The following is a 22,995-nucleotide window of genomic DNA, read 5'->3' as shown; positions in this document are numbered from 1 at the left end:
GGCCGTGGCCCTGGTCATCAGCACTGATCCGCGCGTTGCACCATTGATGGGTCACGAAAGCGACGGATGAGTGGGAAGCGGGAATCAGTGGTGGACGTCCAGGGCACGGTCGAGGACGGCTTCGAGCCGGTCCGGGACGCCTTCATGGCCAACTTCGCGCAGCGCGGAGAGCGGGGGGCGGCGGTCGCCGTCTACCGGCACGGGCGGAAGGTCGTCGACCTGTGGGCCGGTACGAAGGACGGGGACGCCGACGGCGCCGCGCAGCCGGCCGCGCCGTGGGAGGCCGGCACCGCCCAGGTGATCCGGTCCGCGACCAAGGGCATCGCCGCGATCGTCCCGCTGCTTCTGCACCAGCGCGGACAGCTCGACCTCGACGCGCCGGTCGGCACGTACTGGCCCGAGTTCAAGGCCGCCGGCAAGGAACGGGTGCTCGTCCGGCACCTGCTGTCGCACCGCGCCGGGCTGCCGGTCCTGGACACCCCGCTCACTCCCGCCCAGGCCGTCGACGGCGTCAGCGGCCCCGCCGCGGTCGCCGCCCAGGCGCCCGCCTGGGAGCCCGGCACGGACCACGGCTACCACGCGCAGACCTACAGCTGGCTGATCGGCGAGCTGGTGCTGCGGGTCACCGGACGCACCATCGGCAGCTGGATCGCCGAGGAGATATCCGGGCCGCTCGGCCTCGACCTGTGGATCGGGCTTCCGCAGGCGGCACAGGAGAGGGTGGGCCGCCTCGCGGCCGTCGAGCCGCCGGCGCCGCCGGCCGCGTCCGGCCTGCGGGCCCGGCCGAAGCGGTCGGTGGCCGACGCCTACGCCGACCCCTCCTCCCTCACCAGCCGCGCCTTCGGCGCCATCTCGCCGGGCCCCGACGAGAACGACCCCGCCTACCGGGCCGGCGAGCTGCCCGCCTCCGCGGGCATCGCCACCGCCCGCTCGCTGGCCCGCTGCTACGCCGCGCTGATCGGCGCCGTCGACGACCAGCCGCGCCTCTTCGCCCCGGCCACCCTCACCCTCGCCCGCACCGAGGAGTCCGCCGGTCTCGACCGCACCCTCCTGGTCAACACCCGCTTCGGCCTCGGCTTCATGCTGCACGGCCCGGCCTCGCCGCTGCTGGCACCCGGGTCGTTCGGACACCCCGGGCGCGGGGGTGCGCTGGCCTGCGCGGATCCCGAAAGCGGTATCGCCTTCGGCTATGTCACCAACGGCATGCAGCGCAATGTGACCGCGGACCCACGCGCGCAGGCGCTGCTGCGGGCTGTTTCCCACGTTGCCGGCTGACCCGCCGTGGGTCTTCTGTGCGTTGTTGCCCGCCTTCGGCGGGAGCGGGGTGGGTTGTGGGGGGCCCCGGGTGGGTGGTGGGTGCCGGTGGTGGGGGCGGAGGGGTGTGTTGTCGGACTGCTGCGCTTTACGTCCGACAACACACCCCTCCGCCCCCACCACCTCCCGTCCGCGAACGGGACCCCACCCCGGCGGGGGGAGAAGAAAAGCAGAAGCTCGGCCGCGTCACGATGCGGCCGAGCTTCTGGCTTTTTGACACTTTCCCCCACCGGGGCGGGGGCTGCTCCACCGGGCGGGAGGGGGCGGGCCGGAGGGGCCTGTTGTGTGGACGTAGAGCGCAGCAGTCCACACAACAGGCCCCGCAGGACCGCACCCGGCACCCACCACCGACACAGCGCCCCCGGCCCACAACCCACCCCGCTCCCGCCGAAGGCGGGAAAGAACAACAGAAGACCCACGGCGGGCCACCCGGCAACGTGGGAAGCAGCTCACCCCGTGTGCAGCATCAGCCCGATCCCGATGACCATCAGCCCGGCCGCCGCGATCCGCGGTGCGCCGAAGCGCTCCTTGAAGAAGAGGGCGCCGATGGCGGCGCCGACGATGATGGAGGACTCCCGCAGGGCGGCGATGGGGGCGAGCGCGGCGCGGGTCTGGGCCCACAGCACCAGGCCGTAGGCGAAGACCGACAGCACGCCGCCGGCCAGGCCCCGGAGGGCGATGGGGCGCAGCTCGGCGAGGAGCCGCCGGCGGCGGGTGGCGAGCGCGTAGGCGGGGATGGCGAGGCCTTCGAGGATCATCAGCCAGGCGATATAGCCCAGGGGGGTGCCGGAGGCGCGTACACCCAGGCCGTCGACGGTGGTGTAGGCGGCGATGGACAGGCCGGTGGCGAGTGCGGCGATCAGGGCGGGCCAGTGGGGCCGGGCGCCCGAGCCGCGGATGCCCCACAGGGCCACGCCGACCAGCCCCGCGGAGGCGAGCGCCACACCGGCCAGCGCCCAGGCGTCGGGGATCTCGTGGACGAAGACGGCCGCGAGGACGGTGACGACCAGGGGGGCGGTACCGCGGGCGATGGGGTACATCTGCCCGAAGTCGCCCAGCTGGAACGACCGCATGAGCAGCGCCTGGTAGACGACGTGCAGCACGGCGGAGGCCAGCAGGAAGGGCCAGGCGCCGGCGGCCGGCAGCGGGGTGAAGCCGGCCAGCGCCGCGCCGCAGAGCGCACCGCCGCCGCCGACCAGGGTGAAGGCCAGCAACTGGTCGCGTATCCCGTGCGCGATGGCGTTCCAACTGGCGTGGGTGACGGCGGCCAGCAGGACGGCCGCGACGACGAGCGGGGTCACTCGGAGTGCTCGCGCACGTCGGTGGTCTGCGGTGTGGGGGAGGCGGAAACGGTCATGGCCCGCACGCTAGCGAAAGCTGTACGGGCCATGCGAAGGAGATTCCAGCCGATGAGACGAGGCGAGGGACCCGTGGGCCCCCGCCGACGCTCAGTTCGCGGTGAGGATGGCGCGGACCACCGGGCCCGCGTTGCTGCCGCCGTGGCCGCTGGCCGGGACGACGGCCGCCGCGGCGAGGTCGTCGCGGTAGGCGGTGAACCAGGCGTTGGGCTTCTTCTGGCCGTCGACCTCGGCGGAGCCGGTCTTGGCGCCGATGTCACCGCCGACGCCGGACATCGCCTCGGCGGCCGTACCGGACGTCGCCGTCAGCTTCATCAGCGACTTCAGGGCCGAGGCGGTGCCCGGCTTCATCGTCCGGGCGGCCTTGGCGAGCGTCCGGTTGTCCAGCGACGGCGAGACGATGTACGGCTGGTGGAAGGAGCCGGCGCGGACCGTCGCGGCGAGCGTGGCGACGTTGAGCGGGTTCATCCGCACACCGCCCTGGCCGATCAGCGAGGCCGCCATCTGCGCGTCCTGCTGCACCGGCACCGCGCCGTCGAAGGTCGGGATGCCGGTCTGCCAGTTCAGGCCGATGCCGAAGACGTCCCGGGCCTCCTTCGTCAGGTCGTCGTCCTTGAGCTTCTCCGCCTGCGAGATGAAGGCGTTGTTGCAGGACGCCGCGAAGCTCTGCGCGAAGGTGCCGGACTTGATCTCGGACTTGTCGAGGTTCTGGAACTTCCAACCGCCGACGGTGACGTACTTGGGGCACGGGTGCGACTTGCCCGGCGCGGTCATGCCCTTGTCGATCAGCAGTGCCGAGGTCACGATCTTCATCGTGGAGCCGGGGGCCAGCGACCCCTGGGTGGCGAGGTTGAAGCCCTTCTCCGGGGCGTTGGCGATCGCCAGGATCTCACCGGTGCTGGGCTTGACGGCCGCGGCGGCCGCGGACTTCTTGCCCTTGACCGCCCGCTCGGCCGCCGACTGCAGCGTGGCGTCCAGGGTGGTCTTGAGGGTGCCGGGGGTGCCCTTGGAGAGCACCTTCAGCGTCTTCTCGGGCTGCTGCTCGGCCGGCTTGGCGCTCTTGGCGCGGTGGATGAACAGCTCCACGCCGGGCTTGCCGCCGGTCTTGTCGCCGTACTTGTCGCGCAGGCTGTCCAGCACCCCGGCCAGCGTCGGATGCGCCTTGGGGGTCAGCTCCTTGCCGTTGCGGTCCACGGCCTTGATGGGGGGCGCCTCGGCCTCGCCCGTACGCAGTTCGTCGCCCTTGGCCAGGTCCGGGTGCAGCACCGTCGGCCGCCAGGCGATCCGCGGCTCACCGGTGGCCTTGTCGCGCTCGACGGTCGCCGATGTGCGGTACGAGTAGGACGCCTTGGTGCCGTTGTAGTCGATCTGCGCGGCGACGGTGTACGGGACCTTGTCACCCGTCGGGGTGCCCGGCGTCACCGTCACCTTCGAGAACTTCGCCTGCTTGCTGAAGGCCGCGAGCGCGCTCTGGGCCTCCTTGGGGCTGTCCGTCAGCCCGGCCGCCTTCGCCGCGTCGCCGGACTGCCAGGCGGTCAGGAACTCCTGCCCCGCCGTCTGCACCTCCTTGGCCGACAGCGGACCGGTCGGAACCTTGGGCCCGGAGTCGCCCGGCTTGGCGTCCGCCGACCTGACCTCCTGCGGGGAGTCGTCGTCCGAACCGCCGAACAGCGTCAGGCCGCCCACGACGCCCGCCACCAGGGCCACCGATCCGCCGATCAGCCCGTACTTCACCTCACGGCGCATGCCACCGATCCCCTCCCAGGAGTCTCGTCCTTGAATACGCACACAAGAACGTGCATCGCACTCTAAGGGACACGGGGAAATCGCCGAGTCTCGATCCGGGCACGGTCCGGTGACGCGCTGTTGTAGGTCTGTTACAGAATTGTCGAACTCTTCCCGGGGCCCTCACCGGGCCCCGCGCGGCCCTCCGCTCAGACCCAGCTGTCGAACCACATCCGCTGATGCCAGGCCGACTTGGGGATCGGCATACCCGTATAAAGCGGGTAGAAGTAGATGAAGTTCCAGACGATCAGGAGCGCCAGGACGCCGGCGCCCACCGCGCCGATCGTGCGGCGGCGCTCCGTCGAACCCGGCGGGCCGATGATCGCGCCGATCATCATCGCCAGCGCCAGACACAGGAACGGGACGAACACCACCGCGTAGAAGAGGAAGATCGTCCGCTCCTGGTACAGGAACCAGGGCAGATAGCCGGCCGCGACGCCGCAGGCGATGGCGCCGGCCCGCCAGTCCCGCTTGAACAGCCAGCGGTAGAGCACATAGAGGAGCGCGAAGCAGGCCGCCCACCACAGCAGCGGGGTGCCCAGCGCCAGCACCTCGCGGGCACAGCCCTCGGCCGCGGTGCAGCCGTCCTGGCCGGCCTTGGGGTCCTCGTAGAAGTACGACACCGGGCGGCCCAGGACCAGCCAGCTGAAGGGGTTGGACTGGTAGGTGTGCGGGGTGGTCAGTCCGGTGTGGAAGTTGTAGACCTCGGTCTGGTAGTGCCACAGGCTGCGCAGCCAGTCCGGCAGCCAGGTCCAGCCGCCCAGCCGGCCCTCGGGGGAGGTCGCCCAGTCGCGGTAGTAGCCGCCCTTGGTGGCGATCCAGCCCGACCACGATGCGAGGTAGGTGGCCAGGGCGACCACGACCGTCGAGCCGAACGCGGGCAGGACGTCGCGGCGCAGCGCCGAACGGAAGGGGTGGCGGGCGCCGGCCGTCCGCCGGGCCGCGACGTCCCACAGCACCGACATCAGGGCGAACGCCGCGAGGAAGTACAGACCGTTCCACTTCGTGGCGGCGGACAGGCCCAGGCACAGGCCGGCCGCGATCCGCCAGGGCCGCCACCCCAGCCGCAGCCGGTCACCGACGGCGTCGTCCGGGCGCGCCACACCGTCCGGTCCGAGCGGCAGCGCCGCCGCCAGCCGGCCCCGGCTGCGGTCCCGGTCCACCAGCAGGCAGCCGAACGCGGCCACCACCCAGAACATCACGATCAGATCGAGCAGGGCGGTGCGGCTCATGACGAAGTGCAGCCCGTCCACCGCGAGCAGCGCCCCCGCCAGGCAACCCAGCGCCGTGGACCGCATCAGCCGCCGCCCGATACGGCAGATCAGCAGCACCGACAAGGTGCCCAGCAGCGCCACCGTGAACCGCCAGCCGAACGGGTTCATCCCGAACGCCCACTCGCCGACCGCGATCAGCCACTTGCCCATCGGCGGGTGCACGACATAGGAGTGCTCCGGCGAGAGCATGATCTCCGGCGGATGGGCGACCAGCGCGTCGTTGGCGGTCTTGGCCCAGGTGCCCTCGTAGCCGTACTGCAGCAGCGACCAGGCGTCCTTGGGGTAGTACGTCTCGTCGAATATCACCTTCCGCGGGCTGCCCAGGTTCCAGAACCGCAAGCCCCCCGCGACCAGCGCCACCAGCAGCGGACCGGCCCAGCCCGCCCAGCGGGTGAGCCTGGCCGCGGCGGCCGGGCCCGCGCCGAACACCGCCCACATCCGGCCGCTCGGCTCCGGGAAGCCGGGCACCAGCCGGGTCCGGACGTCGGCCTGCGGGCGGGCCGGATACCCGAAGCGGCGCAGCCGCCGCTGCCACACGGGGGGCGCCTGGGCCGGCTCCGGGGCGCGGTGCGCGGCGGCGTCGGTCGCGGTGGTGTCACTCGTCACCCGGCCCATCGTAGGGAAGGGCCCTGTGGACCGGTGCGGAGCGCCACCCGGGGATGCCGACCGGTCCGCCACGTCCTGGGAGGATGGGCGGGTGACTGGAACGCTGGTACTTGCAGGGACGCCCATCGGAGAGATCGCGGACGCGCCGCCGCGGCTCGCCACCGAACTGGCCGCCGCCGACGTGATCGCCGCCGAGGACACCCGCCGGCTGCGCCGGCTGACCCAGGCGCTGGAGGTGACGCCGTCCGGCCGGATCGTGTCGTACTTCGAGGGCAACGAGGCGGCCCGGACACCCGAGCTGGCCGATGCGCTGTCCGGCGGCGCACGGGTGCTGCTGGTCACCGACGCCGGTATGCCCTCGGTCTCCGACCCCGGCTACCGCCTGGTCGCCGCGGCCGTCGAACGCGGCATCAAGGTGACCGCCGTACCGGGCCCCAGCGCGGTGCTCACCGCGCTGGCCGTCTCCGGCCTGCCGGTGGACCGCTTCTGCTTCGAGGGCTTCCTGCCCCGCAAGGCCGGCGAGCGGCGCTCCCGGCTGCGCGAGGTCGAAGGCGAGCGGCGCACCCTGGTCTACTTCGAGGCGCCGCACCGGCTGGACGACACCCTCGCCGCGATGGCCGAGATCTTCGGCGCCGAGCGCCGCGCCGCGGTCTGCCGCGAACTGACCAAGACCTACGAGGAGGTCAAGCGCGGCCCGCTGGGCGAGCTGGCGGCCTGGGCCGCCGAGGGTGTACGCGGCGAGATCACCATCGTCGTGGAGGGCGCCCCCGAGAGCGGGCCCGAGGAGCTCGACGCCGGGGAGCTGGTGCGCCGGGTGCGGGTGCGCGAGGAGGCCGGGGAGCGGCGCAAGGAGGCCATCGCGGCGGTCGCCGCGGAGGCCGGGCTGCCCAAGCGGGAGGTCTTCGATGCGGTGGTCGCGGCGAAGAACGCTATGAAAACGCCCACATCGGAGGGGTGAACCGACCCTTCGGAAGGTAAATGGCTGCCCTGAAAGGTAAAGCGAAGGGCGGCGCGCTCGGACCTTTTATATGCCTACTGCCAAATCTGGGCCAATAGGGTCCGTGATCCGATGCGTTTCGGCCGGGAAAGGCGTCCACTGGGGGTGGGACGAACGGTTCCCGGACGCCTTGTCCAGCGGACAAGAGGAGCGCAATGAGCGAGCGTAGAGAGCGAATCATCCAGAGGTGCGCGCCGAGCGAGTGCGAGGCCGAGCGAAGCGAGGTTTCGGCATGAGCGAGATCGTGAAGACCACTGGTACCCCCGCCAGCGGAGTCCACCCCGCCCCCAGGCCCGAGCCCGCAGCGCACGAGGCCTACTCCTTCGCCTGCATGAAGTGCGGGTACGGCTGGGAGCAGGCGTACGAGATAGTCCACCAGATCGACGGCAAGGGCGAACAGCACGTCGTCTACTACGCGGACGGCGAGCGGGTGCCCTCCCCGCTGACCCGCCCCACCTGCCTGAACTGCGGAACCAACGTCGTACGCATCATGCGCTCCGGCCAGGTGTCGATGGTCTCCGACGCGATCGCGCACATGCACCAGCGCCAGCCCGCCGGCGAGAAGAACGGGAAGAAGAAGGCGATCCCCAAGGAGCGCACCGGCAGCACCGCCGAGGACGCCCCGGAGACCGGCCGGCACCACTGGCACCTCTCCGACCTGCTGCACCCCTTCCAGCACCACCGCAGGTGAGGCCCCGGCCGCGGCCCTCGTAGGATCGCGGCCATGGCCCCGCAGGACAAGAACACCCCGCCGCCGCTGCCCGAACCCCTTCGGGTGGCGGTCGCGGACTCCCACACCCACCTGGACATGCAGGACGCCACCGTCGAGGACGCCCTCGCCAAGGCCGCCTCCGTCGGGGTGACCACCGTCGTCCAGGTGGGTTGCGACCTGGCCGGTTCGCGGTGGGCCGCGGAAACCGCCGCGGCCCACGAGGCCGTGCACGCCACCGTCGCGCTGCACCCCAACGAAGCGCCCCGCATCGTCCTGGGCGACCCCGACGGCTGGTCGCGGCAGGGCGCCCGCGAGGCCGGCGGGGACGGCTCCCTGGACGCCGCGCTCGCCGAGATCGACGAGCTGGCCGGGCTGCCGCAGGTCCGCGGCGTCGGCGAGACCGGCCTGGACTACTTCCGCACCGGCCCCGAAGGCATGGCCGCCCAGGAGCGGTCCTTCCGCGCCCACATCGAGATCGCCAAGCGGCACGGCAAGGCCCTGGTCATCCACGACCGCGAGGCGCACGACGACGTGCTGCGGATCCTGCGCGAGGAGGGCGCCCCCGAGCGGACCGTCTTCCACTGCTACTCCGGCGACGCCGCGATGGCCGAGGTCTGCGCCGCGGCCGGCTACTTCATGTCCTTCGCCGGCAACGTCACCTTCAAAAACGCCCAGCCGCTGCGGGACGCGCTCGCCGTCGCCCCGCCCGAACTGGTCCTCGTCGAGACCGACGCCCCCTTCCTCACCCCCGCGCCGTACCGCGGACGGGCCAACGCCCCGTACCTCATTCCGGTCACCCTGCGGGCGATGGCCGAGGTCAAGGGGATGACGGAGGACGCACTGGCCACCGCGATCGCCGCGAACACCGCGCGCGCCTTCGGCTACTGAGCCCAGACGGGTCGGGCCGCGCGGCTCCCGACGGCCCGCCGGCCCCGGCACAAAGCCAATCGGGGTACCCCGAATTGACTACTTCACGTAACTGATCGACTTTGGAGAGTCACCGACTCTCCGCTACATTCCGGCCGTCAACCGCATCCGGGCATGTGGAGCGCGCCGTGAGTCAGTCACCAAGCAGCCACCGCGCCGCGCGCGGCCGTCGCAGGCGCCGCGCCGAACCCCCCGATGCGCTGCGCCGGGTACTGCCCAGGGCCCTGGTCGTGGCCTTCCTCGCCGGCGGCACCACCGCCTTCATCGCGCACGACAAGGCGGTCCGGCTCAGCGTCGACGGCGCCCCCCGCACCCTGCACACCTTCGCCGACGACGTCGACGACCTGCTGGCCGACGAACAGCTCGACATCGGCGCCCACGACATCGTCGCCCCCGCCCCCGGCACCGAGCTGACCAGCGGCGACGAGATCCACGTCCGGCACGGCCGGCCGGTCGTCCTCACCGTCGACGGACAGCGCCACCAGGTGTGGACCACCGAGGAGACCGTCGACGGCGCGCTCCGCCAGCTCGGCGTGCGCGCCGAGGGCGCCCATCTGTCGGCCTCCCGCTCCCGGCGCATCGAGCGGCACGGCATGGAGCTGGCGGTCCGCACCGAACGCTCCGTGGTCTTCGTCGCCGACGGCCGCGAACACCGGGTGCGCACCAACGCCGCCACCGTCCGCGAGGCCCTGGCGGAGGCCGGACTCGCACTGCGCGACCAGGACACCACCTCGGTGCCGCCGGACAGCTTCCCGCGCGAGGGCCAGACCGTCTCCGTCCTGCGCATCACCGGCTCCAAGAAGGTCCGCGAGGAGCCCATCGCCTTCCGCACGGTCAAGCGGGTCGACCCCTCGCTGACTCGCGGCACCGAAGCCGTCGTCCGGCAGGGGCGGCCCGGGGTCCGGCGGGTCACCTACCGGCTGCGCACCATCAACGGAGTCAAACAGAAGCCGAAGCGGACACACGCCGAGGTCGTGCGCGCCCCCCGCCCGCAGATCGTGCACATCGGCACCAAGGAGCTGCCCGACTCGGTAAGCGGCGCCGACCACCTCGCCTGGGACGCGCTGGCCCAGTGCGAGGCGGGCGGCCGGCCGGACGCCGTCGACGCCTCGGGCACCTACGGCGGGCTCTACCAGTTCGACGTCGGCACCTGGCACGCCCTCGGCGGCAGCGGCCGCCCCCAGGACGCCCCGGCGCAGGAGCAGACCTTCCGGGCCAAGAAGCTCTACGTCAGCCGGGGGGCGAGCCCGTGGCCGCTCTGCGGCCGTAAGCTTCACGGGTGAACGAGCGCAGCGAGGCCCTGGCATGAGCAAGAGCAGCACCGACGATTCCGGCCCCCTCCTGGGCCCCGCCGACATCCGTGAGCTGGCCGCCACGCTGGGCGTACGCCCCACCAAGCAGCGCGGCCAGAACTTCGTCATCGACGCGAACACCGTCCGCCGTATCGTGCGGACCGCCGACGTCCGGGACGATGACGTCGTCGTCGAGATCGGCCCGGGCCTGGGCTCGCTGACGCTGGCGCTGCTGGAGGTCGCCGACCGGGTCACCGCCGTCGAGATCGACGAGGTGCTGGCCGCCGCGCTGCCGTCCACCGTCGCGGCCCGGATGCCCGACCGCGCCGACCGGTTCGCGCTGGTGCACAGCGACGCCATGCACGTCACCGAGCTGCCCGGCCCCGCGCCCACCGCGCTGGTCGCCAACCTCCCCTACAACGTCGCGGTCCCCGTGCTGCTGCACATGCTCGCGACCTTCCCCTCCATCGACCGCACCCTGGTCATGGTCCAGGCCGAGGTGGCCGACCGCCTCGCCGCCCGCCCCGGCAACAAGGTCTACGGCGTGCCCTCGGTCAAGGCCAACTGGTACGCCGAGGTCAAGCGGGCCGGCGCCATCGGCCGCAACGTGTTCTGGCCCGCCCCCAACGTCGACTCCGGCCTGGTCTCCCTGGTACGCCGCGACAAGCCGATCGAGACGACCGCTTCCCGCGACGCGGTCTTCGCCGTCGTCGACGCCGCGTTCGCCCAGCGCCGCAAGACGCTGCGGGCCGCGCTGTCGGGGTGGGCCGGCTCGGCCGCCGCGGCCGAGGCCGCACTGCTCGCCGCCGGAGTCTCCCCGCAGGCCCGTGGCGAGGCGCTGACCGTCGAGGAATTCGCCCGTATCGCGGAGAACCGGGAGGCGGGAAAGTGACGGCGTCGGTGACGGTACGCGTACCCGCGAAGGTCAACGTCCAGCTGGCGGTCGGCGCCGCCCGCCCGGACGGCTTCCACGACCTGGCCAACGTCTTCCTCGCCGTCGGCCTCTACGACGAGGTCACCGCCACCCCGGCGGACACCCTGCGGATCACCGCCGAGGGCCACGACGTCGACCGGATCCCGCTGGACCGGACGAATCTGGCGGCCCGCGCCGCCGAGCTGCTCGCCGCCCGCCACGGCATCGAGCCCGACGTCCACCTCCACATCGTCAAGGACATCCCCGTCGCCGGCGGTATGGCCGGCGGCAGCGCGGACGCCGCCGGCGCCCTGCTGGCCTGCGACACCCTCTGGTCCACCGGCGCCTCCCGCACCGAACTCCTCGACATCTGCGCCGAGTTGGGCAGCGACGTACCCTTCAGCCTGGTCGGCGGCGCGGCCCTGGGCCAGGGCCGCGGCGAGCTGCTGACCCCGCTCCCCGTCGGCGGCGCCTTCCACTGGGTCTTCGCGGTCGCCGACGGCGGCCTGTCCACCCCGGCCGTCTACCGCGAGTTCGACCGCCTGACCGCGGTCACCGACGTGCCCGAGCCGACGGCGTCCCCCGAGCTGCTCGCCGCCCTGGAAGCCGGTGACGCCACCGCGCTCGCCGCCGCCCTCACCAACGACCTCCAGCCCGCCGCGCTCTCCCTGCGCCCGGACCTCGCCGCCACCCTGGAAGCCGGCACCGCCGCCGGCGCACTGGCCGCACTGGTCTCCGGCTCGGGCCCGACCACGGCGTTCCTGGCCAAGGATCCGGAGTCGGCAGCGGAGGTGGCAGCGGCCCTGCTGAGGTCGGGCACCTGCCGCCAGACCCGCGTGGCGCAGGCCCCGGCGGCGGGGGCGACGGTCCTGTAGGGCCCTTCCGCACGCCCCGGATCTGACGTCGTCAGCGCCGGGGCGGCCGTCGGCGACGATGACCTGAGGACCGGCTACAGCTCGTCGACGGCGGTCAGGTCGATGTCGATGGGGTAGGGCGCGCTGACCTTGACGCGGTCGTGGTAGATGCCGGTCAGCGCGTACGTGCCGGTGGCCTCGCCGCGTTCGTAGACCTGGACGACCGGGGCGTCGTCCTGGCCCGCCATCTCGACCAGCCAGAAGTGGGGGATGCCCGCCGCGGCGTACTTGTGCGGCTTGGCGTCGCGATCACGGGCTTCCGAGTCCGGTGAGACGACCTCGATGGCAAGGAGGATGTCGGCTGCCGCGTAGCGGGTCTGCCGTCGGCCGGTGACAGCTTCGGCGCGCACGACTGAGACGTCTGGCTCGGGACCGTTGCGCTTGTCGATGACTACCGTCATCTCCCGCCGCACTTTCAGCTCGGGCGGCGCGGTGGAGCGCAGGCCGTTGACCAGCAGGTCGATCACGACGCTGTGAAAGTCTCGCTGGGGACTCACGAAAACGAGGCTCCCGTCGATCAGCTCCGTGTGCGGCGGGAGATCCGGCAGTGTGAACAGGTCGTCCACGGTGTAGCCGTCCGGAGGCGGCACCGGCCAGTGGTGCTCTGCGGACTCGGCGGTCATGGTTCCTCCCACGGACGGGATCCTGCTGCCTGCCCTCCACGGTAGCGGCCGCATCCCGATCACGTCATCACAAAGAGTGACCAGCGCGCGCCGCGCCTCCGGCAGCCTCGGTCAGCACCCCCGCCACCAGCCGCCCCGCCGCCACCGCATGCCCGGCGCCGGTCGGAACGCAGCGGTTCACCGCCGGGTCGAACTCGGTCATGATCACGCCCGCGTGGTCGGTGGCCGGTTCCCGGAGCGTCACGGGACGGCCCGCGGCGCGCAGGGCCTCCGCCAGGTCGCGGGAGTGCCGGGCGTCGAGGACCGCGTCCCGGCTGCCGTGGACGAGGTGGACGGGGACGGCCGGGTCCAGGCCCGCGGCGAGGTCGGTCAGCGGGGCGGTGCCGGTGGTGCGGGCCGGCAGGTCGTAGCGGCCCGCGAGGCCCACCACCGCGCTCGGCCGCCAGCCGTCGGCGACCTCGGGCCGCAGGGCGACGCCCAAGGTGGCTCCGGCGCCCGCCGACCACCCGGCCAGCGCGAACGATTCCCCGTCGCCGCCCAGCCCGCCCGCCTCCTTGCGGACGAAGCAGAGCGACTCCAGCAGATGTGCGCGGCCGCCGTCCGCGGCGTCCGGGCGCCAGTCCGGTACGAGGACCAGCAGGCCGCGTGCCGCCGCGGTGCGCGCCAGAGGGGCGAGGACGTCCCGTTCGTCGGGGCCGGCGCCGTGCCACAGCAGGACGGTCGGCACCGGGCCCGGTGCCCCCGCCGGGCGGTAGAGGTCCAGTCGCTTGCCGCTGGGGCCGTAGACCAGCCCGTTTTCCGTCTCCACCGCCGTGCCCGTGTCGGATGTCATGGTGATCACGCTAGCCAACGGGCGGGGAGATCGGCTCCGGACCGGGGGTTTGTGCACGCCGACTACGCTGGGAAGGTCGATCGACCCGAAGCGCAGGAGTGAGATGGCCGTCAACCTCGTCAATCTGGAAGCCGTCAGCAAGGCGTACGCGCTGCGTTCGCTGCTCGACGGTGTCTCCCTCGGCGTCAACGAAGGGGACCGGATCGGCGTCGTCGGACGCAATGGAGACGGCAAGACCACCCTGATCCGGATCCTCGCCAAGCTGGAGGGCCCGGACGAGGGCCGGGTCACCCATGTCGGGCATCTGCGCCTGGGCGTGCTGACCCAGCACGACTCCCTCGACCCGGCCGCCACCATCCGGCACGAGGTCATCGGCGACCTCGCCGACCACGAGTGGGCCGGCAACGCCAAGATCCGAGATGTGCTGACCGGCCTCTTCGGCGATCTGCACATGCCCGGCTTCACCCAGGGCCTGGACACCGTCATCGGCCCGCTGTCCGGCGGTGAGCGCCGCCGCATCGCGCTGGCCAAGCTGCTGATCGCCGAGCCGGACCTGATCGTCCTCGACGAGCCCACCAACCACCTCGACGTCGAGGGCATCTCCTGGCTGGCGCGGCATCTGCAGGCCTGCCGCTCCGCCCTCGTCGTCGTCACCCACGACCGCTGGTTCCTCGACCAGGTCTGCACGCGGATGTGGGACGTCCAGCGCGGTGATGTGCACGAGTACGAGGGCGGCTACAGCGACTACGTCTTCGCGCGGGCCGAACGGGAGCGGATCGCCGCCACCGAGGAGGTCAAGCGGCAGAACCTGATGCGCAAGGAGCTGGCGTGGCTGCGGCGCGGCGCTCCGGCCCGTACGAGCAAGCCCCGCTTCCGCATCGAGGCCGCCAACGAACTGATCGCGGACGTCCCGCCGCCGCGCGACAGCGCCGAGCTGATGAAGTTCGCCAACTCCCGCCTGGGCAAGACGGTCTTCGACCTGGAGGACGTGACCGTACAGGCCGGCCCCAAGGTCCTGCTCAAGCACCTCACCTGGCAGCTGGGCCCGGGCGACCGGATCGGCCTGGTCGGCGTCAACGGCGCCGGCAAGACCTCGCTGCTGCGGGCGCTGACCGAGGCGGCCCGCACCCAGGGCGACGCGCAGCCCGCCGGCGGCCGCATCACCGTCGGCAAGACCGTCAAGCTCGCCTACCTCTCCCAGGAGGTGTCCGAACTCGACCCCGACTGGCGGGTGCTGGAGGCCGTCCAGCGGGTGCGCGAGCGCGTCGACCTGGGCAAGGGCCGGGAGATGACCGCCGGCCAGCTCTGCGAGAAGTTCGGGTTCACGAAGGAGAAGCAGTGGACGCCGGTCGGCGACCTCTCCGGCGGTGAGCGGCGCCGGCTGCAGATCCTGCGGCTGCTGATGGACGAGCCGAACGTGCTCTTCCTGGACGAGCCGACCAACGACCTCGACATCGAGACCCTGACGCAGCTGGAGGACCTGCTCGACGGCTGGCCCGGCTCCCTCATCGTCATCAGCCACGACCGCTACTTCATCGAGCGCACCACCGACCGGGTCCAGGCCCTGCTGGGCGATGCCACCCTCCGGATGCTCCCGCGCGGCCTGGACGAGTACCTCGAACGCCGCCAGAAGGTCATCGAGGCCGCCACCCCCTCGCCCGCCCCGCAGGCCGCGGCCCCCAAGAAGGCCGCCGCCGTCAACCGCGCCGCCCAGAAGGAACTGCAGAAGATCGAGCGCCAGTTGGACAAGATCGGCGACAAGGAGGCGAAGCTCCACACCCAGATCGCCGAGAACGCCACCGACTTCGAGAAGGTCGCCGAACTCGACGCCCGACTGCGCGAACTGACCGCCGAGCGGGACGAGTTGGAGATGCGCTGGCTGGAGCTGGCGGAGGACGCTTAGGGGCGCGCTGCGCGCAGGAGGGTCTCCGCGTAGAAGGTCCCCGGAACGCGGCCGATGGCGTCCCGGGCGCGGCCGGTGGCGGCCCGAAAGTGGCCGACGACGGCGGCAATCGGCCCCGATTGGCCGGGATTCCAGCATTCCGGGGGTCTTCTCCCCGGTAGGGGGCGCGCGCGGCGATCTGAGCGTGTAGCTTCCCGGGGACGAGCGGCCCGGCGGGGGCCGCGCCGGGGCCGCCGAAGTGGAGGGGTTGCTCGATGGGCGTGCGGCTCATGGTGGTCGACGATCACCGTCTGCTCGCGGAGGCGCTCGCCTCGGCGCTGAAGCTGCGCGGGCACCGTGTGCTGGCCGCCGCCGCGCCGAGCGCCGGGGCCGCGGACCTGGTGGTGAGCCGGGCGCCCGAGGTGTGCCTGCTGGGATGCGCCCAGCCGGCGGAGCCGGGCGCCTTCGACCCGGTGGTGCGGATCAAGAAGGAGCGGCCGCAGGTCGCGGTGGTGGTGCTGGGGCCGGTGCCCAGCCCGCGCGGGATCGCCGCCGCCTTCGCGGCCGGCGCCTCGGGGTATGTGCGCAACGACGAGCGGATCGAGGGCGTGGAGCGCGCCATGATGAAGGCGCGGGCGGGGGAGACGGCGGTCTCGCCGCAGCTGCTCCAGCAGGCCTTCGAGGAGCTGCTGCACCCCGCCGCCCAGCCGGACGACGAGGGCGCGCGGCTGCTGGAGCTGCTCACCCCGCGCGAGGTGGAAGTGCTGATGCGGGTCGCGGAGGGCGAGGACACCCGGCTGATCGCGGCCGGGATGGACATCGCGCCGAGTACCGCGCGTACGCACGTCCAACGGGTGCTGATGAAGCTGGAGGTGGGCTCCCGGCTGGAGGCCGCCGCGCTGGCGGCGCGCACCGGGCTGCTGGACCGGGCGGGCGGCGGCCGCGGCGCCTCGGCGACGGCGGCGGGAGCCGGTGATCAGGTCCCGCCGCCGCGGTGACGGCAGCTCGGCTCAGCCTTTCGAAGGGGCCTCGCTCCCGGTGCCGTCCGCCGACTCGGCCGCGGCCGGCGGGACGGCCGGGCGCAGCTTCAGCCAGACGAGGAAGAACAGGCCGAGGGCGAGCATGCCCAGGCCGGTCCAGAGGTTGATGTTGATGTCCTGGGCCTTCCTGAGGTCCGCGTCGCTGGCGGTCAGTCCGGCGATGGTGACGATCACGCCGTAGACGACGAACAGGCCGCCGATGATGCGCCGTACGTCGAAGAGCCGCGCGGCGGTCGCCGATTCGCGCTCCAGCTCCTCGACCTCGTGCTGGTAGTCACTCATGGTGGGTCAACTCCGCTGTGGGGACAGGTGCGGGCGGCTTTTAGAAGGAGAACGGGACGTAGCAGACGGCGGCCAGGACGATCGCACCCCAGCCCAGCAGGGCCGGCTTGCGGTACCAGGCGTCGTCGCCCTCGGCCGGCAGCTCCGCCATGCCGGGGGACCTGGTGCCGTAGACCAGGCCGGCCAGCGACTCGGCGGTCTTGGGCTTGGTGACCAGGGTGACCACGAACATCACCAGCGCGCCGACGACGAAGGCGACGATCGAGGAGACGAAGTTGGCGCCCTGGTCGGAGGGGATCGAGATGACGCCCTGCTTGTAGAGCCAGAAGTAGTTGACCATCGCGGCAGCGGTTCCCGAGAGCAGTCCCCAGAAGCCGGCCGCGGCGCTGGTCCGCTTCCAGAACATGCCGATGATGAAGACGACGAACAGGGGCACGTTGAAGAAGGAGAACAGCGTCTGGAGGTAGTTCATGATGTTGCTGAAGGACGCGGCGATGAAGGCGGTGCCCATGCCGATCAGCACGCCGACCGCGGTGACCACCCGTCCGGTCTTGAGGTAGTACCCGTCCTCGCGGCCCTTCTTGAGGTACGCGGCCCAGATGTCGTTGGTGAAGACCGTGTTGAAGGACGACACGTTGGCGGCCATACCGGCCATGAACGCGGCGAGCAGGCCGGTCACCGCGATGCCGAGGACGCCGTTGGGCAGCAGGTCGCGCATCAGCACCGGGATGGCGTCGTTGTACTGGAGCCCACCCGTCGAAGGATCAGCCTTGCCCAGCGTCGGCTCCATGACCAGTGCGATCAGACCGGGGACGACCACCACCATGGGTATGAAGATCTTGGGGAAGGCGGCGATCAGCGGGGTGCGCCTGGCGGCGGAGAGGTTCTTCGCGGACAGCGCGCGCTGCACCTCGGCGAAGTTGGTGGTCCAGTAGCCGAAGCTCATCACGAAGCCGAGGCCGAGGACGATGGTGAGCCAGTTCGCGCCGAGCGGGTTGCCCTCGCCGATGCCGGTGCCCTTCCAGGCGGTCAGGAACGCGTCGCCGTGCGAGGAGGTCAACGAGTCGGTCAGCCCGTCCCAGCCGCCGACGCGCTTGAGGCCGACGACGGTCAGCGGGATCAGCGCGGCGAGGATGACGAAGAACTGCAGCACCTCGTTGTAGATCGCCGAGGACAGCCCGCCGATGGTGATGTACGCCAGGACGAAGAAGCCGGCGACGACGATCGCGACCCACTCGGGCCAGCCCAGCAGCGCTTCCAGCACGATCGCCATGGCGTACAGGTTCACGCCCGCGATCAGCACCGAGGAGACGGCGAAGATGACCGACGACAGCAGGTGCGAGGAGGGGCCGAAGCGGTGCAGCAGGAACTCGGGCACCGAGCGGACCTTGGAGCCGTAGTAGAAGGGCATCATCACCAGGCCGAGGAAGACCATGGCGGGGATGGCGCCGATCCAGTACCAGTGGACGGTGTAGGCCCCGTACTGCGCGCCGTTGGCGGCCATACCGAGGATCTCGGTGGCGCCGAGGTTGGCGGCGACGAACGCCAGGCCGGTGACCCAGGCGGGCAGCGACCGCCCGGAGAGGAAGAAGTCCAGGCTCGTCTTCACGCTGCGCTTGGCGGCGAATCCGATGCCGAGGACGACGACGAAGTAGAGGGCCAGGATCGTGTAGTCGAGCCCGTTGGTGGGCAGCCGTAGCCCTTCGGCCAGGGTGATCATGTTGGGTACTCGCTTCTTTGCGCGACCGGAACGCACAGAAAGCTACGCCCGGGCGGTCAGAAACTGAATACTTTTGTTCGGTTGAGTTGTTGGATCGTGATGGGCAGGGGCGGTATGCCCCGGTGCGGTGCGGGCTGCGGGCCGCGCCGGGCCCGCGTTGACGCAACTGTTTAGTTGTGCTTCATTGTGTTTGTTTGTGTTTGGTCGGCGTGTGGTGTGTGAGGAGCTCCCCGGTGAAGAAGACGACGACCCGGCTCGCGGACGGACGGGAGCTCATCTACTACGACTCGCGCGACGACGCCGTACGCGACACCGTCGACCGGCGCCCTCTCGACCCCGTCGCCACCTCCTCCGAGATCCGTCACGACCGCCTCCTCGGCGACTTCGTCGCCATCGCCTCCCACCGCCAGGCCCGCACCTACCACCCCCCGGCCGACGAGTGCCCGCTGTGCCCCTCCCGCGACGGCCGGCACTCCGAGATCCCCGCCGCCGACTACGACGTCGCGGTCTTCGAGAACCGCTTCCCCTCCCTCGCCGGCGGCAGCGGCCGCTGCGAGGTCGTCTGCTTCACCTCCGACCACGACGCCTCCTTCGCCGACCTCACCGAGGAGCAGGCCGCCCTGGTCCTGGCGGCCTGGACCGACCGCACCGCCGAGCTCTCCCAACTCCCGGGCGTGGAACAGGTCTTCTGCTTCGAGAACCGCGGCGCGGAGATCGGCGTCACACTCGGCCACCCGCACGGCCAGATCTACGCCTACCCCTTCACCACCCCACGCACCGAGCGGATGCTGCGCGCGCTCGCCGACCACCGCGAGGTCACCGGCGGCAACCTCTTCGACGACGTCCTCGCCGAGGAGCTCGCCGACGGCCGCCGCATCGTCCTCGAAGGCGAGCACTGGGTGGTCTTCGTGCCGTACGCCGCCCACTGGCCCTACGAGGTGCACCTCTACCCCAAGCGCCGGGTCCCCGACCTGCTCGCCCTCGACGAGGCCGCGCGCACGGAGTTCCCACAGGTCTATCTGGAAGTCTTGCGGCGCTTCGACCGGATCTTCGACACCGCGGACGGCGGTGCACCGACGCCGTACATCGCCGCCTGGCACCAGGCGCCCCTGCACGCCGAGGCGCGCGAGGACTTCGCACTCCACCTCGAGCTTTTCACCATTCGCCGCACTTCCGGCAAGCTGAAGTTCCTCGCGGGTTCCGAATCCGGCATGAACGTGTTCATCAACGACGTGCCGCCGGAAGCCGCGGCCGAGCGACTGCGAGAGGTAGCGAGCGAGTGAGCAAGAAGTACCTGGTCACGGGTGGGGCGGGATATGTCGGCAGCGTCGTCGCCGCGCATCTTCTGGAGGCCGGCCACGAGGTGACCGTGCTGGACGACCTGTCCACCGGGCACCGCGTGGGCGTCCCCGAGGGCGCGCACTTCATCGAGGGCCGCATCCAGGACGCCGCCAAGTGGCTCGACGCCTCCTTCGACGCGGTGCTGCACTTCGCCGCGTTCTCGCAGGTCGGCGAGTCCGTCACCCACCCCGAGAAGTACTGGTGCAACAACGTCGGCGGCACTATGGACCTGCTCGCCGCCATGCGCGACGCCGACGTCCGCACACTGGTGTTCTCCTCCACCGCGGCGACCTACGGCGAGCCGGTGAGCACCCCGATCACCGAGACCGACCCGACCGCCCCGACCTCGCCGTACGGCGCGAGCAAGCTCGCCGTCGACCACATGATCAGCGGCGAGGCCGCGGCACACGGCCTGGCCGCCGTCTCGCTGCGCTACTTCAACGTCGCCGGCGCCTACGGCAGCTGCGGCGAGCGCCACGACCCCGAGTCGCACCTGATCCCCCTCGTCCTCCAGGTCGCCCAGGGCAGGCGCGAGGCGATCTCCGTCTTCGGCGACGACTACCCCACCCCCGACGGCACCTGCGTGCGCGACTACATCCACGTCGCGGACCTGGCCGAGGCGCACCTGCTGGCACTGGACGCCGCCACCGCCGGCGAGCACCTGATCTGCAACCTCGGCAACGGCAACGGCTTCTCGGTCCGCGAGGTCATCGAGACCGTCCGCAAGGTCACCGGCCACCCCATCCCCGAGATCACCGCCCCGCGCCGCGGCGGCGACCCCGCCGTCCTGGTGGCCTCCGCGCAGACCGCCGTCGACCGGCTCGGCTGGCGGCCCAGCCGCGCCGACCTCGCCGGGATCGTCGCGGACGCCTGGGCGTTCGCGCAGGCGAACTCCAGCACCTCCGGCGACTGAGGACCGGGGCGCGGGGCAAAGCCCCGACAGCAGCCAGAAAGGACGAAGGTTCCACGTGACACAGACGGCACACGGCGCACCCCGGACGGCGGTGGCGTTCGGCGAGGCATACGGGGCGGAGCCCGAGGGGGTCTGGGCCGCCCCCGGCCGCGTCAACCTGATCGGTGAACACACCGACTACAACGACGGCTTCGTGATGCCGCTGGCCCTGCCGCACACCACCCTCGCCGCCGCCTCGCCCCGCACCGACGGGGTGCTGCGGCTGCACTCCGGCGGCGCCGACGGCGGGGTCGTCGAGCTGCGGATCGACGAGCTGCGCCCGGCTCCCCAGGCGGGCTGGGCGGCCTATCCGGCGGGTGTCGTCTGGGCGATGCGCGAGGAGGGCCTGCCGGTCGGCGGCGCGGACCTGCACTACGACAGCACGGTGCCCACCGGCGCCGGGCTCTCCTCGTCCGCCGCCCTGGAGGTCGCCACCGTCCTCGCGCTCAGCGACCTCTACGGCCTGGACCTGCCCCCACAGGACCAGGCCCGGCTCGCCCAGCGGGCCGAGAACGCCTTCGTCGGCGTCCCCTGCGGGATCATGGACCAGACCGCCGCGGCCTGCTGCACCGAGGGACACGCGCTGTTCCTGGACACCCGTGACCTCACCCGGCGCCAGGTCCCCTTCGACCTGGCGGGGGAGGGGCTGCGCCTGATGGTGGTCGACACCCGGGTCAAGCACGAGCTGGGCGACGGCGCGTACGCCGAGCGGCGCGCTGGCTGCGAGCGTGGTGCGCGGGCGCTCGGGGTGCGCGCACTGCGTGATGTGCCCCGCGGACAACTGCCCGAGGCGCTGGCGAAACTGGCCGACGAGCCCACCGTCCAGGCCCTCGTACGCCATATCGTCACCGAGAACCAGCGCGTCGAAGCGGTCGTCGCCTGCCTGGACGCGGGCCGCACCCGCGCCATCGGGCCGCTGCTGACGGCCGGCCACGCCTCGCTCCGCGACGACTTCAAGATCTCCTGCCGCGAACTCGACCTCGCCGTCGACACCGCCAACGCCGCCGGCGCCCTCGGGGCCCGGATGACCGGCGGCGGATTCGGCGGCTCGGCGATCGTGCTGGTCGAGGAGGCGGCCGCGGCGGCCGTCGGCGCGGCCGTCACCGAGGCGTTCGCGGCCGCCGGGCACACCGCGCCGCGGATCTTCGAGGCCGTCCCGAGCGCGGGAGCGCGCCGCATCGAGTAGGGCGCGCTGGACGGCGTGCGGCCACCGGGCGGCGGCCAAACGGCCCGGGAGCGGGAGCAGTTTGGCCAATCACCTTCCCTTGTCGCACCCTGTCCGTACTCTGAGATCCTGCACCGGTGGGGGCCGGTGTCGATCAGGGGGGCGAGACCGTTTCGGGTACGGCGCCCCGGGTGGGGGTAGTCATGCCCGCACGGCAGCGGCCGTGCGGATGAGGCGATCTTCAATCCGGGCGTCGTGCCCGCTATGGTCCGTTCACCGAGACAGGGGGTCTCTGTGCAACGCATCCGGGTTCTGGTGGTCGACGACCACCGCATCTTCGCCGAATCCCTGGCGGCCGCGCTCGCCGCGGAACAGGACGTGGACGTCGCGGCCGCCGGCAGCGCGCCCGCGGCCCTGCGCAATCTGGACCGGGCGGCCACCGAAGGCCGCCGGTTCGACGTGGTGCTGGCCGACGCCGACCTCGCCGCGCCGCTCCTGGCCGTGCCCGCCCAAGTGCCCGGACCGGCCCGCGACGCGGTCCCGCGCAGCTGCCCGCGCGACGGCATCGCGCTCGTCTCCGGCCTGCGCACCAGCCACCCGTATCTGCGCACGGTCGTCCTCGCCGACCGCGACGACCCGCGCCGGGCGGCCGCCGCCCTCCAGGCCGGCGCCTCGGGCTGGGTCGCCAAGGACTGCTCGCTCTCCCGGCTGCTCGCCGTGATCCGCGGCGTACTGCGTGATGAAACGCATCTGCCGCCGGCCCTGCTGACGGGAGTGCTGCGCGAGCTGACCGCCGCCCGCAAGCACCGCTCGGAGAGCGAGCGGCTGGTGGAGTCGCTGACGCCGCGTGAGCGCGAGGTGCTGCGCTGCATGGTGGCGGGCCTGGGGCGCAAGGCGGTCGCCGAGCGGCTGTTCCTCTCCCCGCACACGGTCCGCACCCATATGCAGAACGTGCTCGGCAAGCTCGGTGTGCACTCGACCCTCGCGGCGGTGGCGCTGGCCCGCCGGGCCGGCGTGGGCCCGGTCGAGCTGGAGGCGGCGGCGACCTCGGTGCCGGTGCCCTGAG

Annotated in this window: 20 protein-coding genes; 13 read left to right on the top strand and 7 right to left on the bottom strand. The window is 72.1% G+C overall.

Annotated features, from left to right (window positions below):
• Window positions 1-66 precede the first annotated feature (66 nt).
• The gene (locus tag WAB15_RS17480) at window positions 67-1,275 is read left to right on the top strand and encodes a serine hydrolase domain-containing protein (RefSeq protein ID WP_407286821.1); all 1,209 of its coding nucleotides are present in this window, start codon (window positions 67-69) and stop codon (window positions 1,273-1,275) included.
• A 488-nt stretch (window positions 1,276-1,763) separates the two neighbouring features.
• On the opposite strand, the gene WAB15_RS17475 is transcribed toward WAB15_RS17480, so the two are convergent.
• The 3 genes from WAB15_RS17475 to WAB15_RS17465 all read right to left on the bottom strand — a co-directional run bounded on the left by WAB15_RS17475 (window position 1,764) and on the right by WAB15_RS17465 (window position 6,346).
• On the bottom strand, window positions 1,764-2,615 hold the full coding sequence (locus tag WAB15_RS17475; protein ID WP_407286820.1) for an EamA family transporter: 852 nt from the start codon (window positions 2,613-2,615) through the stop codon (window positions 1,764-1,766).
• Window positions 2,616-2,762: 147 nt separating this feature from the next.
• Window positions 2,763-4,418 (bottom strand): penicillin-binding transpeptidase domain-containing protein, encoded by a 1,656-nt coding sequence (locus WAB15_RS17470; RefSeq protein WP_399149819.1) that lies wholly within the window; start codon window positions 4,416-4,418, stop codon window positions 2,763-2,765.
• Between the two features lie 188 nt (window positions 4,419-4,606).
• Window positions 4,607-6,346 (bottom strand): dolichyl-phosphate-mannose--protein mannosyltransferase, encoded by a 1,740-nt coding sequence (locus WAB15_RS17465; RefSeq protein ID WP_407286819.1) that lies wholly within the window; start codon window positions 6,344-6,346, stop codon window positions 4,607-4,609.
• A gap of 82 nt (window positions 6,347-6,428) precedes the next feature.
• Here WAB15_RS17465 and rsmI point away from each other — a divergent pair, with 82 nt between their 5' ends.
• From rsmI to WAB15_RS17435, 6 genes are all read left to right on the top strand, one after another.
• Complete coding sequence (gene rsmI / locus WAB15_RS17460) at window positions 6,429-7,295, top strand: 16S rRNA (cytidine(1402)-2'-O)-methyltransferase (protein WP_399149817.1); 867 nt, start codon at window positions 6,429-6,431, stop codon at window positions 7,293-7,295.
• Window positions 7,296-7,566: 271 nt separating this feature from the next.
• Window positions 7,567-8,025: a hypothetical protein gene (locus WAB15_RS17455; protein WP_399149816.1), complete on the top strand. Its 459-nt coding sequence runs from the start codon at window positions 7,567-7,569 to the stop codon at window positions 8,023-8,025.
• A gap of 33 nt (window positions 8,026-8,058) precedes the next feature.
• A complete protein-coding gene (locus tag WAB15_RS17450; RefSeq protein ID WP_407286818.1) occupies window positions 8,059-8,934 on the top strand; it encodes a TatD family hydrolase in 876 nt (291 codons plus the stop codon).
• A gap of 167 nt (window positions 8,935-9,101) precedes the next feature.
• The gene (locus WAB15_RS17445) at window positions 9,102-10,256 is read left to right on the top strand and encodes a ubiquitin-like domain-containing protein (protein WP_407286817.1); all 1,155 of its coding nucleotides are present in this window, start codon (window positions 9,102-9,104) and stop codon (window positions 10,254-10,256) included.
• A 22-nt stretch (window positions 10,257-10,278) separates the two neighbouring features.
• Entirely contained in the window at window positions 10,279-11,157 is an 879-nt protein-coding gene (rsmA, locus tag WAB15_RS17440; protein WP_399149813.1) for a 16S rRNA (adenine(1518)-N(6)/adenine(1519)-N(6))-dimethyltransferase RsmA, read from the top strand.
• Window positions 11,154-12,053, top strand: a complete 900-nt coding sequence (locus WAB15_RS17435) for a 4-(cytidine 5'-diphospho)-2-C-methyl-D-erythritol kinase (RefSeq protein ID WP_407286816.1) — start codon at window positions 11,154-11,156, stop codon at window positions 12,051-12,053. The genes rsmA and WAB15_RS17435 overlap by 4 nt, the downstream gene beginning before the upstream one ends.
• A 74-nt stretch (window positions 12,054-12,127) precedes the next feature.
• On the opposite strand, the gene WAB15_RS17430 is transcribed toward WAB15_RS17435, so the two are convergent.
• Window positions 12,128-12,715 (bottom strand): Uma2 family endonuclease, encoded by a 588-nt coding sequence (locus WAB15_RS17430; protein ID WP_407286815.1) that lies wholly within the window; start codon window positions 12,713-12,715, stop codon window positions 12,128-12,130.
• Window positions 12,716-12,782: 67 nt separating this feature from the next.
• Complete coding sequence (locus tag WAB15_RS17425; RefSeq protein WP_407286814.1) at window positions 12,783-13,547, bottom strand: alpha/beta hydrolase; 765 nt, start codon at window positions 13,545-13,547, stop codon at window positions 12,783-12,785.
• Window positions 13,548-13,650: 103 nt separating this feature from the next.
• On the opposite strand from WAB15_RS17425, the gene WAB15_RS17420 reads away from it, so the two are divergent.
• Both WAB15_RS17420 and WAB15_RS17415 read left to right on the top strand, forming a co-directional pair.
• Entirely contained in the window at window positions 13,651-15,450 is a 1,800-nt protein-coding gene (locus tag WAB15_RS17420; protein WP_407286813.1) for an ABC-F family ATP-binding cassette domain-containing protein, read from the top strand.
• 254 nt (window positions 15,451-15,704) lie between these two features.
• Complete coding sequence (locus WAB15_RS17415; RefSeq protein ID WP_407286812.1) at window positions 15,705-16,427, top strand: response regulator transcription factor; 723 nt, start codon at window positions 15,705-15,707, stop codon at window positions 16,425-16,427.
• 12 nt (window positions 16,428-16,439) lie between these two features.
• Here WAB15_RS17415 and WAB15_RS17410 read toward each other — a convergent pair whose 3' ends face one another.
• Window positions 16,440-16,751, bottom strand: coding sequence for a hypothetical protein (locus tag WAB15_RS17410; RefSeq protein ID WP_399149808.1), 312 nt, complete (start codon window positions 16,749-16,751; stop codon window positions 16,440-16,442).
• A gap of 40 nt (window positions 16,752-16,791) precedes the next feature.
• Window positions 16,792-18,471: a sodium:solute symporter family protein gene (locus tag WAB15_RS17405; protein ID WP_407286811.1), complete on the bottom strand. Its 1,680-nt coding sequence runs from the start codon at window positions 18,469-18,471 to the stop codon at window positions 16,792-16,794.
• A 233-nt stretch (window positions 18,472-18,704) separates the two neighbouring features.
• Between WAB15_RS17405 and galT the strand changes: the two genes are divergently transcribed.
• The 4 genes from galT (at window position 18,705) to WAB15_RS17385 (ending at window position 22,994) form a co-directional block, all read left to right on the top strand.
• The gene (gene galT, locus WAB15_RS17400) at window positions 18,705-19,754 is read left to right on the top strand and encodes a galactose-1-phosphate uridylyltransferase (RefSeq protein ID WP_399149806.1); all 1,050 of its coding nucleotides are present in this window, start codon (window positions 18,705-18,707) and stop codon (window positions 19,752-19,754) included.
• On the top strand, window positions 19,751-20,725 hold the full coding sequence (galE, locus tag WAB15_RS17395) for a UDP-glucose 4-epimerase GalE (RefSeq protein WP_407286810.1): 975 nt from the start codon (window positions 19,751-19,753) through the stop codon (window positions 20,723-20,725). Before galT ends, galE begins: the two co-directional genes overlap by 4 nt.
• Before the next feature lie 55 nt (window positions 20,726-20,780).
• Window positions 20,781-21,950 carry a galactokinase gene (gene galK / locus WAB15_RS17390; protein WP_407286809.1) on the top strand — a complete coding sequence of 390 codons (1,170 nt, stop codon included), beginning with the start codon at window positions 20,781-20,783 and terminating at the stop codon, window positions 21,948-21,950.
• Between the two features lie 273 nt (window positions 21,951-22,223).
• Window positions 22,224-22,994, top strand: a complete 771-nt coding sequence (locus tag WAB15_RS17385; RefSeq protein WP_399149803.1) for a LuxR C-terminal-related transcriptional regulator — start codon at window positions 22,224-22,226, stop codon at window positions 22,992-22,994.
• The last annotated feature ends 1 nt before the right edge of the window (window position 22,995 follow it).

The organism is Streptomyces sirii (assembly GCF_045690365.1).
Classification (GTDB): domain Bacteria; phylum Actinomycetota; class Actinomycetes; order Streptomycetales; family Streptomycetaceae; genus Streptomyces; species Streptomyces sirii.
This window is presented reverse-complemented; position numbering and strand designations above follow the sequence as displayed.

Excerpts from the sequence above, each read along its gene's own strand:
- WAB15_RS17410 (WP_399149808.1), bottom strand. The coding sequence starts at position 16,751 with ATGAGTGACTACCAGCACGAGGTCGAGGAGCTGGAGCGCGAATCGGCG.
- rsmA (WP_399149813.1), top strand. The coding sequence starts at position 10,279 with ATGAGCAAGAGCAGCACCGACGATTCCGGCCCCCTCCTGGGCCCCGCC.
- WAB15_RS17420 (WP_407286813.1), top strand. The coding sequence starts at position 13,651 with ATGGCCGTCAACCTCGTCAATCTGGAAGCCGTCAGCAAGGCGTACGCG.
- WAB15_RS17470 (WP_399149819.1), bottom strand. The coding sequence starts at position 4,418 with ATGCGCCGTGAGGTGAAGTACGGGCTGATCGGCGGATCGGTGGCCCTG.
- WAB15_RS17425 (WP_407286814.1), bottom strand. The coding sequence starts at position 13,547 with ATGACATCCGACACGGGCACGGCGGTGGAGACGGAAAACGGGCTGGTC.
- WAB15_RS17415 (WP_407286812.1), top strand. The coding sequence starts at position 15,705 with ATGGGCGTGCGGCTCATGGTGGTCGACGATCACCGTCTGCTCGCGGAG.
- WAB15_RS17405 (WP_407286811.1), bottom strand. The coding sequence starts at position 18,471 with ATGATCACCCTGGCCGAAGGGCTACGGCTGCCCACCAACGGGCTCGAC.
- WAB15_RS17455 (WP_399149816.1), top strand. The coding sequence starts at position 7,567 with ATGAGCGAGATCGTGAAGACCACTGGTACCCCCGCCAGCGGAGTCCAC.
- WAB15_RS17465 (WP_407286819.1), bottom strand. The coding sequence starts at position 6,346 with ATGGGCCGGGTGACGAGTGACACCACCGCGACCGACGCCGCCGCGCAC.
- WAB15_RS17480 (WP_407286821.1), top strand. The coding sequence starts at position 67 with ATGAGTGGGAAGCGGGAATCAGTGGTGGACGTCCAGGGCACGGTCGAG.
- WAB15_RS17450 (WP_407286818.1), top strand. The coding sequence starts at position 8,059 with ATGGCCCCGCAGGACAAGAACACCCCGCCGCCGCTGCCCGAACCCCTT.
- WAB15_RS17430 (WP_407286815.1), bottom strand. The coding sequence starts at position 12,715 with ATGACCGCCGAGTCCGCAGAGCACCACTGGCCGGTGCCGCCTCCGGAC.